General features: G+C 66.3%; 18 protein-coding genes. 17 read left to right on the forward strand and 1 reads right to left on the reverse strand.

All coding sequences use genetic code 11. The features are described 5' to 3' along the window. Positions 1–67 precede the first annotated feature (67 nt). The 3 genes from BMW26_RS07140 to BMW26_RS07150 are packed head-to-tail and all read left to right on the forward strand — an operon-like array spanning position 68 to position 2,111. Positions 68–877, forward strand: coding sequence for a thymidylate synthase (locus BMW26_RS07140; protein WP_072591149.1), 810 nt, complete (start codon positions 68–70; stop codon positions 875–877). Then, positions 874–1,350, forward strand: coding sequence for a dihydrofolate reductase (locus BMW26_RS07145; protein ID WP_053095826.1), 477 nt, complete (start codon positions 874–876; stop codon positions 1,348–1,350). Before BMW26_RS07140 ends, BMW26_RS07145 begins: the two co-directional genes overlap by 4 nt. Beyond that, positions 1,350–2,111 carry an SDR family NAD(P)-dependent oxidoreductase gene (locus BMW26_RS07150; RefSeq protein ID WP_056278502.1) on the forward strand — a complete coding sequence of 254 codons (762 nt, stop codon included), beginning with the start codon at positions 1,350–1,352 and terminating at the stop codon, positions 2,109–2,111. Before BMW26_RS07145 ends, BMW26_RS07150 begins: the two co-directional genes overlap by 1 nt. Positions 2,112–2,171: 60 nt before the next feature. Here BMW26_RS07150 and BMW26_RS07155 read toward each other — a convergent pair whose 3' ends face one another. Beyond that, positions 2,172–2,711 (reverse strand): NUDIX domain-containing protein, encoded by a 540-nt coding sequence (locus tag BMW26_RS07155; RefSeq protein ID WP_072591150.1) that lies wholly within the window; start codon positions 2,709–2,711, stop codon positions 2,172–2,174. A 112-nt stretch (positions 2,712–2,823) separates the two neighbouring features. Between BMW26_RS07155 and dapA the strand changes: the two genes are divergently transcribed. The 14 genes from dapA to BMW26_RS07225 all read left to right on the forward strand — a co-directional run bounded on the left by dapA (position 2,824) and on the right by BMW26_RS07225 (position 16,558). After that, positions 2,824–3,801, forward strand: a complete 978-nt coding sequence (gene dapA / locus BMW26_RS07160; protein WP_053095829.1) for a 4-hydroxy-tetrahydrodipicolinate synthase — start codon at positions 2,824–2,826, stop codon at positions 3,799–3,801. A gap of 68 nt (positions 3,802–3,869) precedes the next feature. Then, the gene (locus tag BMW26_RS07165) at positions 3,870–5,546 is read left to right on the forward strand and encodes a ribonuclease J (RefSeq protein WP_053095830.1); all 1,677 of its coding nucleotides are present in this window, start codon (positions 3,870–3,872) and stop codon (positions 5,544–5,546) included. A gap of 73 nt (positions 5,547–5,619) precedes the next feature. Next, positions 5,620–6,114 (forward strand): GNAT family N-acetyltransferase, encoded by a 495-nt coding sequence (locus BMW26_RS07170; RefSeq protein WP_056278507.1) that lies wholly within the window; start codon positions 5,620–5,622, stop codon positions 6,112–6,114. An 81-nt stretch (positions 6,115–6,195) separates the two neighbouring features. After that, the gene (locus tag BMW26_RS07175) at positions 6,196–8,934 is read left to right on the forward strand and encodes an FtsK/SpoIIIE family DNA translocase (RefSeq protein ID WP_056278509.1); all 2,739 of its coding nucleotides are present in this window, start codon (positions 6,196–6,198) and stop codon (positions 8,932–8,934) included. Beyond that, positions 8,934–9,509, forward strand: a complete 576-nt coding sequence (pgsA, locus tag BMW26_RS07180; RefSeq protein ID WP_072591151.1) for a CDP-diacylglycerol--glycerol-3-phosphate 3-phosphatidyltransferase — start codon at positions 8,934–8,936, stop codon at positions 9,507–9,509. Before BMW26_RS07175 ends, pgsA begins: the two co-directional genes overlap by 1 nt. Next, the gene (locus tag BMW26_RS07185) at positions 9,506–9,988 is read left to right on the forward strand and encodes a CinA family protein (protein WP_072591152.1); all 483 of its coding nucleotides are present in this window, start codon (positions 9,506–9,508) and stop codon (positions 9,986–9,988) included. The genes pgsA and BMW26_RS07185 overlap by 4 nt, the downstream gene beginning before the upstream one ends. Positions 9,989–10,129: 141 nt before the next feature. Beyond that, entirely contained in the window at positions 10,130–10,438 is a 309-nt protein-coding gene (locus BMW26_RS07190; RefSeq protein WP_042541772.1) for a helix-turn-helix domain-containing protein, read from the forward strand. Positions 10,439–10,461: 23 nt separating this feature from the next. Beyond that, complete coding sequence (locus BMW26_RS07195) at positions 10,462–10,686, forward strand: DUF3046 domain-containing protein (protein WP_072591153.1); 225 nt, start codon at positions 10,462–10,464, stop codon at positions 10,684–10,686. Between the two features lie 285 nt (positions 10,687–10,971). Then, the gene (gene recA, locus BMW26_RS07200) at positions 10,972–12,015 is read left to right on the forward strand and encodes a recombinase RecA (RefSeq protein WP_053095836.1); all 1,044 of its coding nucleotides are present in this window, start codon (positions 10,972–10,974) and stop codon (positions 12,013–12,015) included. A 306-nt stretch (positions 12,016–12,321) separates the two neighbouring features. Further along, complete coding sequence (locus tag BMW26_RS07205; protein WP_232224547.1) at positions 12,322–12,897, forward strand: regulatory protein RecX; 576 nt, start codon at positions 12,322–12,324, stop codon at positions 12,895–12,897. A gap of 87 nt (positions 12,898–12,984) precedes the next feature. After that, positions 12,985–14,532 (forward strand): tRNA (N6-isopentenyl adenosine(37)-C2)-methylthiotransferase MiaB, encoded by a 1,548-nt coding sequence (gene miaB / locus BMW26_RS07210; protein ID WP_072591155.1) that lies wholly within the window; start codon positions 12,985–12,987, stop codon positions 14,530–14,532. Between the two features lie 32 nt (positions 14,533–14,564). Further along, positions 14,565–15,503, forward strand: coding sequence for a tRNA (adenosine(37)-N6)-dimethylallyltransferase MiaA (gene miaA, locus BMW26_RS07215; RefSeq protein ID WP_072592265.1), 939 nt, complete (start codon positions 14,565–14,567; stop codon positions 15,501–15,503). Positions 15,504–15,561: 58 nt separating this feature from the next. Next, on the forward strand, positions 15,562–16,089 hold the full coding sequence (locus tag BMW26_RS07220; protein WP_056278524.1) for a dihydrofolate reductase family protein: 528 nt from the start codon (positions 15,562–15,564) through the stop codon (positions 16,087–16,089). Beyond that, entirely contained in the window at positions 16,082–16,558 is a 477-nt protein-coding gene (locus BMW26_RS07225; protein WP_072591156.1) for a GNAT family acetyltransferase, read from the forward strand. Before BMW26_RS07220 ends, BMW26_RS07225 begins: the two co-directional genes overlap by 8 nt. Positions 16,559–16,563: the final 5 nt, after the last annotated feature.

The raw sequence follows: 16,563 nt of genomic DNA on the forward strand, positions 1-16,563 counted from the left end.
CCCGGGCCGATATGTCGCATCGTGACGATCCGACTCGACAGCCCCCAGGGCGGGTAGTCTGGCACACATGAGCGCAGCCGTCCCGACGCCGTACGAAGACCTTCTCCGAGACGTGCTGGAGTCCGGCACTCACAAGTCCGATCGAACAGGAACCGGCACCACCAGCGTCTTCGGGCGGCAGATCCGCTTCGATCTCTCCGAGGGCTTCCCGCTCATCACCACGAAGCGGGTGCACTTCAAGTCGATCGCCTACGAGCTCCTCTGGTTCCTCAGGGGCGACTCGAATGTGAAGTGGCTGCAGGAGCATGGCGTCACCATCTGGGACGAATGGGCGGATGCCGACGGCGATCTGGGTCCGGTCTACGGAGTGCAGTGGCGCAGCTGGCCGACGCCGGAGGGTGAGAGCATCGATCAGCTCGCTCAGGTGATCGAGCAGATCCGGCAGACGCCCGACTCCCGGCGACTCATCGTGTCTGCCTGGAACCCGGCGGACATCCCCGACATGGCGCTTGCTCCCTGTCACGCCCTGTTCCAGTTCTACGTGGCGGACGGCAAGCTCTCCTGCCAGCTCTATCAGCGCAGCGCCGACCTGTTCCTCGGCGTCCCGTTCAACATCGCGTCCTACGCCCTGCTGACGTTGATGGTCGCCCAGCAGGTGGGACTCGAGCCGGGTGACTTCGTCTGGACCGGGGGTGACTGCCACATCTACGACAATCACCTCGACCAGGTGAATGAACAGCTCACGCGCGAACCGTATCCATACCCGACGCTGAGGTTCGCCCGGACGCCCGAGTCGATCCTCGACTACGACTACGAGGACTTCGTCGTCGAGGATTACCAGCACCACGCTCCGATCAGGGCGGCGGTCGCGGTATGACCTGGGTCGGGCTGATCTGGGCAGAGGCGCACGGCGGCGTCATCGGAGCAGAGGGCGGCATGCCCTGGAACGTCCCCGAGGATCTCGCTCACTTCAAGGAAGTCACCCTCGGCGCTCCCGTGATCATGGGTCGCAAGACGTGGGACTCGCTCCCTGAGCGCTTCCGCCCGCTTCCAGGGCGAGAGAACATCGTCATCACCCGCCAGCAGGACTGGTCCGCGGACGGCGCCCGTCGTGCCGCGACCGTCACGGACGCGGTGCGGGGCCACGAGAAGGTATGGATCATCGGCGGCGCCGAGATCTTCCGCCTGGTGATCGCCGACGCCGACCGCCTCGAAGTCACCGAGCTCGACATCGAGGTCTCCGGCGACGCGTATGCGCCGTCCAAAGCCGGGTGGAGGCTCGTGAACGAGGGGGAGTGGCAGACGTCGCGCTCCGGCATCCGGTTCCGCTTCCTGGGATACGAGCGCTGATGCCCACCGCACTGATCACCGGAGCGAGCGCCGGCCTCGGCGCAGAGTTCGCGCGCCAGTTGGCCCGGCGCCGAGCCGATCTGATCCTCGTCGCACGTTCCGCCGGCGATCTCGAGGTCGTGGCGGCCGAGTTGCGCAGCGAGCACGGTGTCGCGGTCGAGGTGCTTCCCGCCGACCTGTCGATCGATGAGGATGTCGAGCGCGTCGCCGACCGTCTCCGTGATGCCTCCGATCCGGTCGACCTTCTCATCAACAATGCAGGCTTCGGCCTCCCGCTGCAGTTCGCCGACAACGACATCGACGACGAGGTGCGCCATCTGCGCGTTCACGTCGAGGCGTCGATGCGGCTCATGCACGCGGCGCTTCAGACGATGCGCGGCCGTGGGGGCCGGATCATCAACGTCGCGTCCGTCGCAGGGTTCATCTCGCGCTCCACGTATTCCGCGTGCAAGAGCTGGTTGATCGGATTCAGCCGCTGGGCGAATGTCGAGTACGCACCCGACGGAGTGACGGTCACCGCCGTCTGCCCGGGTTTCACGCACACGACCTTCCACGAGCGGATGGGACTCGAACCGGGGCACGAGGGCGTTCCCGGCTTCATGTGGCTCGACGCGCGGAATGTGGTCCGCGAGGCGCTCCGTGACGCGGCGCGCGGAAGGGCCGTCTCGATCCCGTCGCTGCGTTACAAGGCGATCGTCGCTGTCGCGTCCCTGCTTCCGAGCGCGCTGACCTCCGGCGTCGCACGTCGCGGCCGCGTCTGATCTGAACGTCGACCGCGTCCCGCTGCGGGCGCGCCGTGCGCGAATGAGGGCGCTAGGAGATCAGCGGAATCTGCCCAGACGGATACCGGCGTATCCGATCGCCGCCACGGTCTCTCCATCGGTGATGCGGCCATCGGAGATCATGCCGAGGACGTCGGAGAACGGTACCCAGGTGACGGCGTCGATGCCCTCCTCCGCCTGCGTGCGAGTGGAGTCGTCGGACGGAGTCAGACCCCGAGCGAGGAACACGTGCTCGGGGGCGTGGGCGATCCCGTTCAGGGCGTTCATCGTTCCGAGTTCCGTCCAGTCCTCGGCGACGAAGCCCGTCTCCTCGAGCAGCTCGCGCTGCGCTGCCGCGAGCGGTTCTTCGCCGTCGCTTCCTCCGGCAGGAATCTCGATCGAGACTCCGGTCGTGTAGCGCTCGAGAGTGATGAGGCAGACGCGGTCCTCGTCATCGAGTGCGACGACGAAGACTGCCGGATGCCGCATGGTCACCACGCCGTAGATGCCATCGCCCCCTGGCCCCGTGACCTGGTCCTCCCGAACCTCGATCCACCGGTTCTCGTACACCGTCGACGATTCGCGTGTGACCCATGCCATGGAGTCGAGCCTATGTGGATCCCAATCAAGATGATGGTCGCGATCGTCCGGGGAGATGTCATCCGCCGTCCCTCGTCTGGGTGAGCGGCATTCGAACCGATACGCTGGGGGCATGACGCACTCGGGCAACCCCTTCGGACAGGTTCTCGTCGCGCTCGTCACTCCGATGACGGCCGACGGCGAAGTCGATTGGCCCGCCGTCGAGAAGCACATCGATGACGTCATCACCGCCGGTGCTGACGGAATCGTCGTGACGGGAACGACCGGCGAGACCTCGACCCTGACGGACCCTGAGAAGCTCAAGCTCGTCGAGGTCGGAAAGTCGGTCTCGGCCGGACGCGCCAAGATCATCACCGGCGGTGGATCCAACGAGACCGCGCACGCGATCGAGCTCTACAAGGCGAGCGAGAAGGCCGGCGCAGACGCCATCATGATCGTCACGCCGTACTACAACAAGCCGACCCAGGCCGGGATCCTCACGCATTTCCGCCTGGTGGCCGACGCCACCGACCTGCCGGTGATCCTCTACGACATCCCCGGTCGCACCGGCGTGCCGATCAAGTACGAGACCATCCTGCGCCTCGCCAAGCACCCGAACATCCTCGCCGTGAAGGACGCCAAGGGCGACTTCTCCGAGGTGAGCCGCGTCCTGAACCAGACCGACCTCATGTACTTCTCGGGAGACGACGCGAATGTTCTGCCGCATCTCGCCATCGGCGCGACCGGCCTGATCGGCGTGACCGCCAACGTCGCGGCGGCTCCGTACCGCACCATCATCGACGCCGTCAACCGAGGCGATCTGACGACGGCCACGGCAGAGCACAAGAGGCTCGAGCCGCTCGTGCGCGCGGTCATGACGCATGTCCCGGGAACCGTCGCCGCGAAGTACATCCTGCACGGCCTGGGCCGGATCTCCAGCCCCCGCGTGCGTCTGCCCCTGGTGGGTCCCGAAGAGTGGGAGGCCGCGCTCATCGAGGACGAGCTCGATCTCGTGAGGGACGTTCCGGGAGCAGACTTCTCCAACTTCCGCCCCGACCGCAACGCGGCCGCGGGCGGCGCGCTGCCGAAGGTGCACGGCACGACCCGCTGAGAACGCACGCGCCGAGGCGCGTCACCATGAACGAACGGACGCGTGGAGTGTCCGACTGAGGAGACAGCATGTCCATCCCGCTCGCAGAACCCGCAGCTCTCGACGAGGGGACGCTGCGGGTCACTCCGCTCGGCGGACTCGGTGAGATCGGTCGCAACATGACCATCTTCGAGTTCGACGGCAAGATCCTGATCGTCGACTGCGGAGTGCTCTTCCCGGAGGAGCACCAGCCCGGAGTCGACCTGATCCTGCCGGACTTCGAGCCGATCAAGAGTCGCCTCGACGACATCGTCGGAGTCGTCCTCACCCACGGGCACGAGGACCACATCGGTGCCGTTCCCTACCTGCTGCGCCTGAAGAGCGACATCCCCGTGATCGGATCGGGCCTCACGCTCGCGCTGGTCGAGGCGAAGCTCAAGGAGCACCGCATCAAGGCCTACACCCTCACGGTGAAGGAGGGCCAGCGGGAGCAGGTCGGACCGTTCGACCTCGAGTTCGTCGCGGTCAACCACTCGATCCCGGACGCACTCGCCGTGGCGATCCGCACTCCCGCGGGCCTCGTGCTGGCGACCGGCGACTTCAAGATGGACCAGCTTCCGCTCGACGGACGCATCACCGACCTCCGCGCGTTCGCCCGCCTCGGCGAGGAAGGGGTCGACCTGTTCCTCGTCGACTCGACGAACGCCGACGTGCCCGGGTTCACTCCCACGGAGCGCTCGATCGGCCCCGTGCTCGATCAGGTCATCGGCAAGGCGCCTCGCCGGGTCATCGTCGCGAGCTTCTCGAGTCACGTGCACCGCGTGCAGCAGGTTCTCGACGCCGCGCATGCGCACGGCCGACGGGTCGCGCTGCTCGGACGCAGCATGCTGCGCAACATGACGATCGCCGAGGACCTCGGATACCTGAAGGTGCCGAGCGGTCTTCTCATCGACTACAAGAAGGCCCGCGACCTTCCGGACGACAAGATCGTCTACATGTCCACCGGCTCGCAGGGCGAGCCCATGGCCGTTCTGAGTCGCATGGCCAACCTCGACCATGCGATCGAGCCCGGACCGGGTGACACCGTCATCCTGGCCTCGAGCCTCATCCCCGGCAACGAGAATGCCGTGTACCGCGTGATCGACGGTCTGACCAAGCTCGGCGCGAACGTGGTGCACAAGGCGAACGCCAAGGTGCACGTCTCGGGCCATGCTGCAGCGGGTGAGCTCATCTACTGCTACAACATCCTGCGACCCAAGAACGTGCTGCCGGTGCACGGCGAGTACCGCCATCTGATCGCCAACGCCAAGCTGGCGCAGGACACGGGCATCGAGGCCGAGCGCACGATCATCGCCTCGAACGGCACGGTCATCGACCTGAAGGGCGGCGACGCCCGAGTGGTCGGCCAGCTCGATCTCGGTTTCGTGTACGTCGACGGCTCGACCGTCGGCGCGATCACGGACGCAGACCTCAAGGATCGTCGGATCCTGGCTGAAGAGGGCTTCGTCTCCGTGATCGTCGTGGTCGATGCCGCCACCGGTCGCATCATCTCCGGTCCGGAAATCCACGCGCGCGGCATCGCCGAAGACGATTCCGTCTTCGATGACGTCACCCCGAAGATCATCGCCGCCCTCAAGGAGGCCTCCGGCAACGGCGTGCGCGACACGCATGCGCTCTCGCAGGTCATCCGTCGGACCATCGGGCGCTGGGTCAACCAGAAGCTCCGTCGTCGTCCGATGATCGTCCCGCTGGTCATCGAAGCGTGATCGGAGCCCGGTGGTTCGCGGGTTCCCAGTCGACCGACACTCGGCTGTAACGCGAACGGCCTAGGCTCACTCCATGCCGGACGTCTTCTCGATTCGACCCGCCGACCAGGCGGACGGGAGCTTCCTCGGCGACATGGTCGTCGAGGCGGCGAACTGGCGCTCGGGCGGGGCACGCGCTCGGCATGAGATTCTCAGCGCCGTCGAGCACCGGCGCTACATCGCGGGGTGGATGCGGCCGGCGGATGCCGGTTTCATCGCGCTCGACTCCGATCTGCGACCCATCGGTGCGGCGTGGTATCGGATGCTCGCACCGGACGACGCAGGCTTCGGTTTCGTCGGAACCGCGGTGCCCGAGCTCATCATCGGAGTGCAGCCGATCTGGCGGGCGCACGGAGTCGGACGGACCCTGCTTCGACGCCTCGTCACCCACGCGCGCGAGCAGGGGCACCCTCGGATCAGCCTCAGCGTCGAACGGGACAACTTCGCGCACGCCCTGTATCGGTCGGAGGGCTTCGTGGTCACCGACGCGGGGGATCTCCGTGACACGATGGTGCATCGCACGTCCTGATCTCCCTTCGCGGGCCCGGGAACCGGCCGGAATGCCGCGTCATTACGGGTGAATGTCGGCCTCTGGCCGTAACGTGAGAGCATGGCCAGGAGTACCACGAAGTCCGCGCGCGCGTCCGAGAGCGCCACGCCTCGCCCGAAGCGGCAGGCTGCGCCGAAGGCCCAGGCTGCGCCGAAGAAGTACATCGACGAGATCGACAAGCCTCCGGTGGCGGTACGAGCGTGGAACGGGCTCGCCCACGGCGTCGGTGGTCTGTTCCGGGCATTCGGCCCGGAGACGCTCGAAAAGGATGACCGGCGCGACGGATTCCCCTTCCTGCTGGTGCTTCTGGCGATCGCCGGAGCGGTCAACGAATGGTTCTTCATCGGCAACGAGGTCGCGTCGAACATCAGCGCCTACTCGGTGGGGCTTCTGGTCGGGCGCGTGGCTTTCGTCATGCCCGTGCTGCTGCTGCTGCTGGCAGGGTGGCTGTTCCGCCATCCCTCGTCCGTCCACGACAACGGGCGCATCGGCATCGGCTTCGGACTCTTCGTGCTCACCCTGGCTGGCTTCTGCCACATCGCAGCGGGTCGAGTCGACTCCGCCGGACTGCTCGTTCGTGCGCAGCCCCGGGACGGCATGCCTGCGCTCAGCGAAGCGGGCGGTCTCTTCGGCTGGATGATCGGTGAGCCGCTCTCGTATCTCACTCCGGTGGGTGCCTATATCGTCCTGGCCCTGCTGGCGGGACTCAGCATCCTGATCCTGACCAAGACTCCGCCGAACCGTATCGGGCAGCGCCTGGGCGACCTCTACGCGTGGATGTTCGACGCTGAGCGCACCGAGAAGCCTGCGAAGGAAGCCGCGGCGATCGACGAGTCCGACAAGGTCGACGACCCCGACGTCCTTCCCTGGTGGCGGCGGAACAAGACCGGCCGTGAGGAAGACCCCGACGAGGGGACGCTGGGCTCCGACGACATCACCGCGCTGCTGACGACCTCCGAGCCGACTCCGGCTTACGATCAGGCCGTCGTCGTGGAAGATCCGTATGACGCGGCGACCGAGGTGCTGACGGACGTGCGGTCCGTGACGGAATCCCTGGCAGGGCAGCAGACCACCGCACTGCTAGACGACGAGTCCGACACCGGAGAGATGCCGGAGCTTCCGGGTCTCGACGGCTTCGGCACGGCCGGGCCGGGGGAGCGAGGCCCCCAGGCCCCCGTCGCCCCGTACGTGCTGCCGTCGCCAGGTCTTCTGGTCGAAGGGCCTCCACCGGTCGCGCGCTCCGAGGCGACCGACAAGGTGATCGAGCAGATCACGAGCGTGCTGACACAGTTCAAGGTCGACGCGAAGGTCACTGGTTTCTCGCGTGGCCCCACGGTCACCCAGTACGAGGTCGAGGTGGGGCACGGCGTCAAGGTCGAGAAGATCCTCCAGCTGAGCAACAACTTCGCGTATGCGGTCGCATCGAACGATGTGCGGATCCTCTCGCCGATACCCGGAAAGAGCGCGATCGGAATCGAGATCCCGAACGCCGACAAGGAGATGGTCGCGCTCGGCGATGTGCTCAGGTCTCCGGCAGCGCACAAGAGCACCCACCCGATGACGATCGGCGTCGGAAAGGACGTCGGTGGGAACATCGTCATCGCCAACCTCGCGAAGATGCCTCACCTGCTTGTCGCCGGTTCCACCGGCTCCGGAAAGTCGAGCTTCGTCAACTCGATGATCACGAGTCTGCTCATGCGCGCCCGACCCACGGATGTGCGGATGGTCCTGATCGACCCCAAGCGCGTGGAGCTGACGAGCTACGCCGGGGTGCCGCACCTGATCACACCCATCATCACGAACCCCAAGAAGGCGGCGGAAGCGCTGCAGTGGGTCGTGAAGGAGATGGACATGCGGTACGACGACCTCGCGTCGTTCGGGTTCCGTCACATCGACGACTTCAACCGTGCCGTCCGCGCCGGCGAGGTGGAGCTTCCCGTGGGAAGCGAACGCGTGCTCAAGCCCTACCCGTACCTCCTCGTCGTCGTCGACGAATTGGCGGACCTGATGATGGTCGCCCCGCGCGACGTCGAGGACTCGATCGTCCGCATCACCCAGCTCGCACGCGCGTCCGGTATCCACCTCGTGCTAGCGACGCAGCGACCCAGCGTCGATGTCGTGACCGGTCTGATCAAGGCGAATGTCCCCTCGCGCCTCGCGTTCGCCGTCACGAGCGTCACAGACAGTCGCGTGATCCTCGACAGCCCCGGCGCCGACAAGCTGATCGGACAGGGCGATGCGCTGTTCTCGCCCATGGGGTCGTCCAAGCCGTTCCGACTGCAGGGTGCGTGGGTCGATGAGAAGGAGATCGACGCGGTCGTCAAGCACGTGACGCGTCAGGCCCGTCCGGACTACCGCGCCGACGTCCAGGAAGCGCTGGAGCCCACGAAGAAGAAGGAGGTCGACGAGGACATCGGCGACGATCTCGAGCTTCTTCTCGCCGCGGCCGAACTCATCGTGTCGTCGCAGTTCGGGTCGACGTCGATGCTGCAGCGCAAGCTCCGCGTCGGGTTCGCGAAGGCCGGTCGCCTGATGGACCTCCTCGAGTCGCGAGAGATCGTCGGCCCGTCAGAAGGATCGAAGGCGCGCGATGTGCTGGCGACGGCCGAACAGCTGCCCCAGGTCATGGCGAAGCTGCGAGGCGACGACACTCCGCCGAAGCCGCCTGCCCCCTCCTCGGCCGCGACTGCTGCCGGGACGCCGCACGACCCGGTCGAGGCGCAGTTCCAGGGACTTCCTGTGGTCGAGGCTGAAGACGATGGCGACGAAGACGCCTGGGGACTGACGGGACGCGACTGATGGCCATTCCACGGCAGCTTCCCAACGCGATCACGGTCGCGCGCATACCGCTCGCGGTGATCTTCTTCGTCCTCCTGCTGATCGGTGGAACGTTCGGACTCGACGACATCGCTGTCCGCTGGATCGCCGCCGTTCTCTTCATCGTCGCGATCTCGACCGATTGGGTCGATGGCTATCTGGCCCGCCGCTACGAGATCGTCAGCGACTTCGGAAAGCTCTGGGACCCGATCGCCGACAAGCTGCTCACCGGCGCGGGATTCATCGGTCTCGCGATACTGGGCGAGCTGAACTGGTGGCTGGTGATCATCATCCTCATCCGGGAGTGGGGCATCACGATCCACCGTCTTATTGTCGCGAAGGAGCACGTCGTGGCTGCGGCCTGGATGGGCAAGATCAAGACTGCCGTGCAGGCGGTGGCCCTGTCCTGGGCGCTGCTTCCGTTGCACGTCGTGATCGGGCTGGAGCCGTGGCTGCTCGTGACCGCCATCCTGATGGTGCTCGTGCTGATCCTCACCGTGGCGAGCGGAATCGACTACATCGTCGCGCAGGTACGAGGCGCGCGGCAGCCCTCGTGACATCTGCGTCGGCCGTGCTCGCCGCGCTGGTCGAGCGTGGCTGGACGCTCGGTGTCGCGGAGTCGTTGACGGGCGGTGCTCTCGCTGCCGAGTTCGTCTCCGTGCCGGGGGCGTCGGCCTCCCTCCGCGGAGCGATCGTCGCGTACGCCACTCCGGTGAAGCACACGCTGCTGGGCGTCGACGACGCGCTGCTCGACGCGCACGGTCCCGTGCACCCCGACGTCGCTCTTCAGATGGCGGCGGGGGTGCGCGGTGCGTTGAACGTCGACGGGGCCCCTGCCGACGTCGGCGTCTCGACCACGGGTATCGCGGGGCCGGACTCACCTGACGGTCAGCCGGTCGGCACGGTGCATGTGGCCGTGGTGACGCCGGATTCGTCGGTGACCGAGTTGTTTCGATTCGACGGTGATCGTGCCGAGGTGCGGGCGCAGGCGGTCGATGCGGCGATCGATATGCTCGCTCGGGTTCTGCGGGAATAGGGGATGGGTGCGCTCCGTTATGTCCTATGTGCTCACACCGAAAGCACAGCGTGCGAAGGTAGATTTTGTGAAGGTCGGTAGGACTAGACTGGCGGTCTCTTCGAGGGAGACCTCGAGAAGGCGATCTGGGAGGAGGTTCCGATGATTCTTGTACGACAGGAAATCGGCGATGTGCTGAGGGACTTCCGCCTGCAGAAGGGGCGGACGCTCCGGCAGGTTGCAAGCAAGGCTTCTGTGGCGCTGGGCTATCTCAGCGAGGTCGAGCGGGGCCAGAAGGAAGCATCGAGTGAGATTCTCGCCTCGGTGGCTGACGCTCTGGATGTTCCCATCTCGATCATCATGCGCGAGGTCGGCGACCGGATCTCGGTCCTCGAAGGTATTCAGGTCTTCCCTGATGTCGTTCCGGACGACCTCGTGGCTTCTGTCGAGCCCGAGCTGTCGCTCCACTGAACGTCGGACTCTCATAGCCTCTGATGCGACGTAGTGAGTTCCTCCGCGCAGTCGACGCGGAATTCGGCGGTCGCGGGTCATCTCTGATCAGCGACCTCGTTCTGACTCAGCTCGCCGGGCGCACTGCCGACGAAGCGCTGGACGCTGGCGTCGCACCGCGCGAGATCTGGCTGGCGCTGTGCGCCGAGACGGATGTCCCCGTGGAGCGGCGACACGGTGCAGGTCGTCTGGAGCCGCGCAAGCGATGACCCTCTGAGGCGTTCGCGGCGAGGGCCGCGTTCGAGGCGGTTTCGATTTGCGACACGCCGCGACGGCGTGTCGTCGAATATGTGTTCGAAACGGGCGTAGTCTTCTGCACAAGTGGTTCAGAGACGTTTCTCTCCCTGTTTCGCGGTGCTGACGACGCAATGTCGGAGGCTCCTCCTACGGTGAAGAACAAGCCGAAGAGCCATACGCCTTGTCGGAGAGTTCCGCCCAGCCGGGAGGACCGCGACAGCCTACAGGCGGCACCACGCGAGCATAAGGAGCACGTCATGCCATCACCCGCTGACCGCGAGAAGTCCCTCGAGACCGCCCTCGCCCAGATCGATCGTCAGTTCGGAAAGGGCTCGGTCATGAGACTGGGCAGCGACGAGCGTGCGCCTGTCGCCGTCATTCCGACCGGTTCCATCGCTCTCGATGTCGCCCTCGGCGTCGGAGGACTGCCGCGTGGGCGAATCGTCGAGATCTACGGTCCTGAGTCGTCGGGTAAGACGACGCTCACCCTCCACGCGATCGCCAACGCTCAGCGCGCCGGCGGAATCGCTGCCTTCATCGACGCCGAGCACGCGCTCGACCCTGACTACGCCGCGAAGCTCGGTGTCGACATCGACGCCCTTCTCGTCTCGCAGCCCGACACGGGTGAGCAGGCGCTCGAGATCGCGGACATGCTCGTCCGCTCCGGGGCGATCGACCTGATCGTCATCGACTCCGTGGCCGCGCTCGTGCCTCGAGCCGAGATCGAGGGCGAGATGGGTGACTCCCACGTGGGTCTGCAGGCTCGTCTGATGTCTCAGGCGCTGCGAAAGCTCACCGGTGGGCTCAACCAGACGAACACCACGATGATCTTCATCAACCAGCTGCGAGAGAAGATCGGTGTCTTCTTCGGCTCGCCGGAGACCACCGCGGGTGGAAAGGCGCTGAAGTTCTACGCGTCCGTCCGAATGGACATCCGCCGAATCGAGACTCTGAAGGACGGCACCGACGCAGTCGGAAACCGTACGAGGGTCAAGGTCGTGAAGAACAAGATGGCTCCGCCGTTCAAGCAGGCTGAGTTCGACATCCTCTACGGCGTCGGCATCTCCCGTGAGGGCAGCCTGATCGACTTCGGTGTGGAGCACGGCATCGTCAAGAAGTCCGGGTCCTGGTACACCTATGACGGTGACCAGCTGGGACAGGGCAAGGAGAACGCGCGAACGTTCCTGCTGAAGAACCCCGACATCGCGCTGGCGATCGAGACCCAGATCAAGCAGAAGCTCGGCATCGGAGGAGCCACCGAGGCACCTGCTGACGAGCTCGCCGAGCGCCGCCCGGCATGATCGTGATGGTTCGCGGTTGTGGCGCAACCGGAGTGAACCATGAGTGATGGCGGGGGCGAGCCTCAGGAGCTCGCCCCCATCATCCCTCTGTTCGGCCGCGATTCCGCGCGGATGAAGCCGGTCGATCGAAGTACTGCCGGGTCCGATGCAGTCACCCCCCGCGCCGCGGAAGACGCAGGCCTCGTGGAATCGACGGCGGCAGGAGTCGCATCCACCGGCGACTCGGCTCCAGCTCCACTCGTCGACTCTCGTGGGCCCAGCGAACGGCATCCAGCTCGTGGCGCTGCGGCTCGGTCTGCTCCCCGATTGCGTGCACTGCAGCCGCACGAAGACTCAGCAGATGAGAGCGGAGTCGATCCGTCGAAGCTGCGTGTCGACGCCGAGGAGCTTCTCGTGCGCAAGCTGAGGGCTCGATCGCTCTCTTTGTCCGAGGCGCGGATGGTGCTCAGGGGCTACGAAGAGAACGGCGTCCGGCTCGACTCCGGATCGATCGACGACGTGATCGACGACTTCTGTCGCCGTGGCTACCTCGATGACGCGGTTCTCGCCGATCAGCTCGTGATGTCGGGAATCGAGCGAAAAGGACAGGGGCGGGTCGCTCTGTCGCGAGCGCTCTCGCAGCGGGGGATTCCCCGCGATGTGATCGACACGGCATTGGGCGACGTTCCCGACGACGACGCGGAGCGTGCACTCGAGTACGCTCGCTCGAAAGCACGATCGATGTCCCGTCTTGACCCGGATACTGCTCTGAGACGCCTCGTCGGTCAGCTATCACGTCGCGGGTACAACGGTTCCATCGCGATGACGGCTGCGAAGACGGCCCTCGCCGAGGGATCTTCCGGCTCGTCGTCGTCGCGGGTCCGATTCGTCGATTCGGACTGATACCGGGGAGGGCGCGCACCTGCCCGGTAGCCGGCCGGTCAGCGGCAGCGGCAGCGAGGGGGGAACCGCTCGTACAATGGGGAGATCATGACTATCCCGCGCAGTGAACCGACGATCATCGCGTCGTCGTCAGCCGCAATCGACCGTGACGGGCGCCAGCGTTCGTACGAGGTCCGCACCTTCGGCTGCCAGATGAACGTCCACGATTCCGAACGTCTCTCGGGCTCGCTCGAAAGTGCGGGATACGTCCGAGCCACGGACGGCGCCGAGGCCGATGTCGTCATCATCAACACGTGCGCAGTTCGCGACAATGCCGCGGGCAAGCTCTACGGGACCCTCGGCCAGCTCGCTTCGGTGAAGCGCCGCAAGGACGGCATGCAGATCGCCGTCGGGGGCTGTCTCGCCCAGATGGACAAGCAAGCCGTTCTCGACAAGGCCCCATGGGTCGATGTGGTCTTCGGCACGCACAACATGGGGTCGCTTCCCGGCCTCCTCGAGAGAGCGCGACACAACGGTGACGCCGAGCTGGAGATCCTCGAGTCGCTCGAGGTGTTTCCCTCGACGCTCCCGACCAAGCGCGACTCTGCGCACAGCGGGTGGGTGTCCATCTCGGTCGGATGCAACAACACGTGCACCTTCTGCATCGTTCCGAGCCTTCGCGGCAAGGAGAAGGACCGCCGTCCGGGTGACATCCTGAACGAGATCCGCCTCCTCGTGGAGGACGGTGCCATCGAGGTCACCCTGCTCGGACAGAACGTCAACTCCTACGGCGTGGAGTTCGGCGATCGCCAGGCATTCGGCAAGCTCCTGCGCGCGGCGGGCGAGATCGAAGGACTCGAGCGCATTCGCTTCACGAGTCCTCACCCGGCTGCGTTCACCGACGACGTGATCGACGCGATGGCTGAGACTCCCACTGTGATGCCGCAGCTTCACATGCCGCTGCAGTCCGGCAGCGATCGCATCCTCAAGTCCATGCGTCGTTCCTATCGCAGTGAGAGGTTCCTCGGAATCCTCGACCGCGTCCGTGATCGCATTCCGCATGCCGCGATCACCACCGACATCATCGTCGGGTTCCCCGGTGAGACCGAGGCGGACTTCGAGGACACGATGCGGGTGGTCGAACAGGCCCGCTTCTCGAGCGCCTTCACCTTCCAGTACTCGATCCGCGAGGGCACACCGGCGGCGACCATGGAAGACCAGGTTCCGAAGGCCGTCGTGCAGGAACGCTACAACCGGCTCATCGCGCTGCAGGAGCGCATCTCGCTCGAAGAGAACCAGAAGCAGATCGGCCGCGAGGTCGAGGTCCTCGTCTCGACAGGCGAGGGCAAGAAGGACGCCGAGACGCATAGGCTGACCGGCCGGGGAGAGGACAACCGCCTCGTGCACTTCGAGGTGACCCCGGGGTCGGCTGTTCCCCGGCCCGGTGACGTCGTCTCGGTGACCATCACCCATGCGGCTCCGTTCCACCTGCTCGCCGATGACCCGACGGGCTCCCCGCTCAAGATCCGTCGCACGCGCGGCGGGGACGCGTGGGATCGCGCCCAGGCGGAATCGTGCGCCGTGCCGGCGCCTGCGGCGCCCGACGGCACGCGGGCGGTGTCTCTCGGCCTGCCGACGCTGCGCGTCGGCAGGTGACCGCTGCTCGCGACGAAGCCGGTATCCAAGGGATGACGGGTACGGCGCCGGGCGGCACGCACGATGCGCCGCGGCTCTGGGCAGTCGTCGGCGCGACGGGGACGGGCAAGAGCGATCTCGCGCTCGATCTCGCCGAGGCGCTGCGCCGGCGGGGCAACGCAGCCGAGATCGTGAACGCCGATGCGATGCAGCTCTACCGCGGAATGGACATCGGCACGGCGAAGCTCGCCGCCGCAGACCGACGCGGCATTCCGCACCACCTCTTCGACGTGCGCGAGGTCGACGAGGAAGCGGCGGTCGCCTGGTATCAGCCTCTTGCGCGCTCGGTGATCATCGATATCCAGCGCCGTGGTGCTGACGCCATCCTCGTCGGCGGCTCCGGGCTCTACGTCTCCAGCGTCGTCTTCGACTTCGCCTTCCCGCCGCGCGACCCGGTCATCCGCGCTCGGCTCGAACGCGAGCTCGAGGACGAGGGTGCGGGGGCGATGCTCGACCGGCTGAGAGCGCTCGATCCGGCCACGGCGGCGCGCGTCGACCCCCACAACGGGAGACGGGTGATCCGCGCCCTCGAGGTGCTCGAACAGGGCAGCGCCACGCACGGTGCCGCTCTGCCGGAACAGCCGTCGCTCTGGCAGGCGGACACCCGACTGATCGGTCTCCATGTCGAGCGCAGCGTCCTCGTCGAACGGCTCGACGCACGGGTCGAACAGATGTGGCGTGCAGGCCTCGTCGACGAGGTGGCGGGGCTCCGGCGGCAAGGGCTCGAGGATGGCGTCACTGCGCAGCGTGCCATCGGCTACTCCCAGGCTCTGGGGCAGATCGACGGGCGGCTCAGTCAAGACGAGGCGATCGCCGAGACGCAGGCCCTCACGCGTCGGTATGCCCGACGTCAGGTGTCCTGGTTCAAGCGGTATCCGGGTCTCACCTGGCACGAACCCCCGGTCGACGCGACGGCACTCGTCGAGTCCTGAGTCGACATCTCCCTCACCGCCATCGCGCGATGTCGGTGACCGATGAGAAGGTGGATGCATGGCCACCCACTTCTACACGGCGAGCAGCCTCGACGGTTTCATCGCGACTGACCAGCACTCCCTCGATTGGCTCCTCAAGCAGGACATCGACGCCGAAGGACCGATGTCCTATGGGGCGTTCGAGAAGACGATCGGGGCGCTGGCCATGGGGGCATCGACCTACAACTGGGTCATGCAGCACGAAGAAGGGCGCTGGGGCTACGAGCAGCCGACCTGGGTGTTCACGCACAGGGAGCTCGAGATTCCCGTCGGCGCCGACGTCCGCAAGGCGCAGGGCGATGTGACCGCCGTTCACTCCGAGATGGTCACTGCCGCCGGCGGCAAGGATCTGTGGGTCGTCGGCGGCGGAGACCTGGCCGGGCAGTTCGCGGATGCGGGTCTTCTCGATGAGGTGTGGGTGCAGTACGCGCCGGTCACTCTCGGATCCGGGGCGCCCCTGTTGCCGCGGATGCTGGACCTCGAGCTTCTCGAGGTGGCTCGCAACCGCAACTTCATGTGCGGGCGTTACCGCGTGCGCCGTGGCTGAGGCGTCAGCTCCTCGGCGCGCAGTCGAGAGCTGGCCGGTCCGGGCGTTCGACCGGGCGGACACCGAGGCGGTTGTCGCGCTCTGGGACGAGGTCGGGCTCACGCGCCCGTGGAACGACCCGCGGCTCGACATCGAGCGCAAGCTCACGGTGCAGCCGGAGCTGTTTCTGGTCGTCGAGAGCACCGAGCCCGAATCGAGCTCAGCATCGATCCTCGGGACGGTCATGGCCGGCTACGACGGACACCGCGGCTGGCTCTACTACCTGGCGACCGCCAAGTCGCACCGCCAACGAGGGATCGCGCGAGCACTCGTGCGCGAGGCCGAACGGCTTCTCGTCGCCATGGGCTGCCCGAAGGTGCAGCTCATGGTCAGGGAGGGGAACGAAGGCGTCCTCGGTTTCTACGACGACCTGGGCTACGAACGATTCTCCGTGTCGAACACGGGCAGACGCCTGATCGTCGACGCCTAGCCGAG

The organism is Microbacterium sp. 1.5R (assembly GCF_001889265.1).
Taxonomy (GTDB): domain Bacteria; phylum Actinomycetota; class Actinomycetes; order Actinomycetales; family Microbacteriaceae; genus Microbacterium.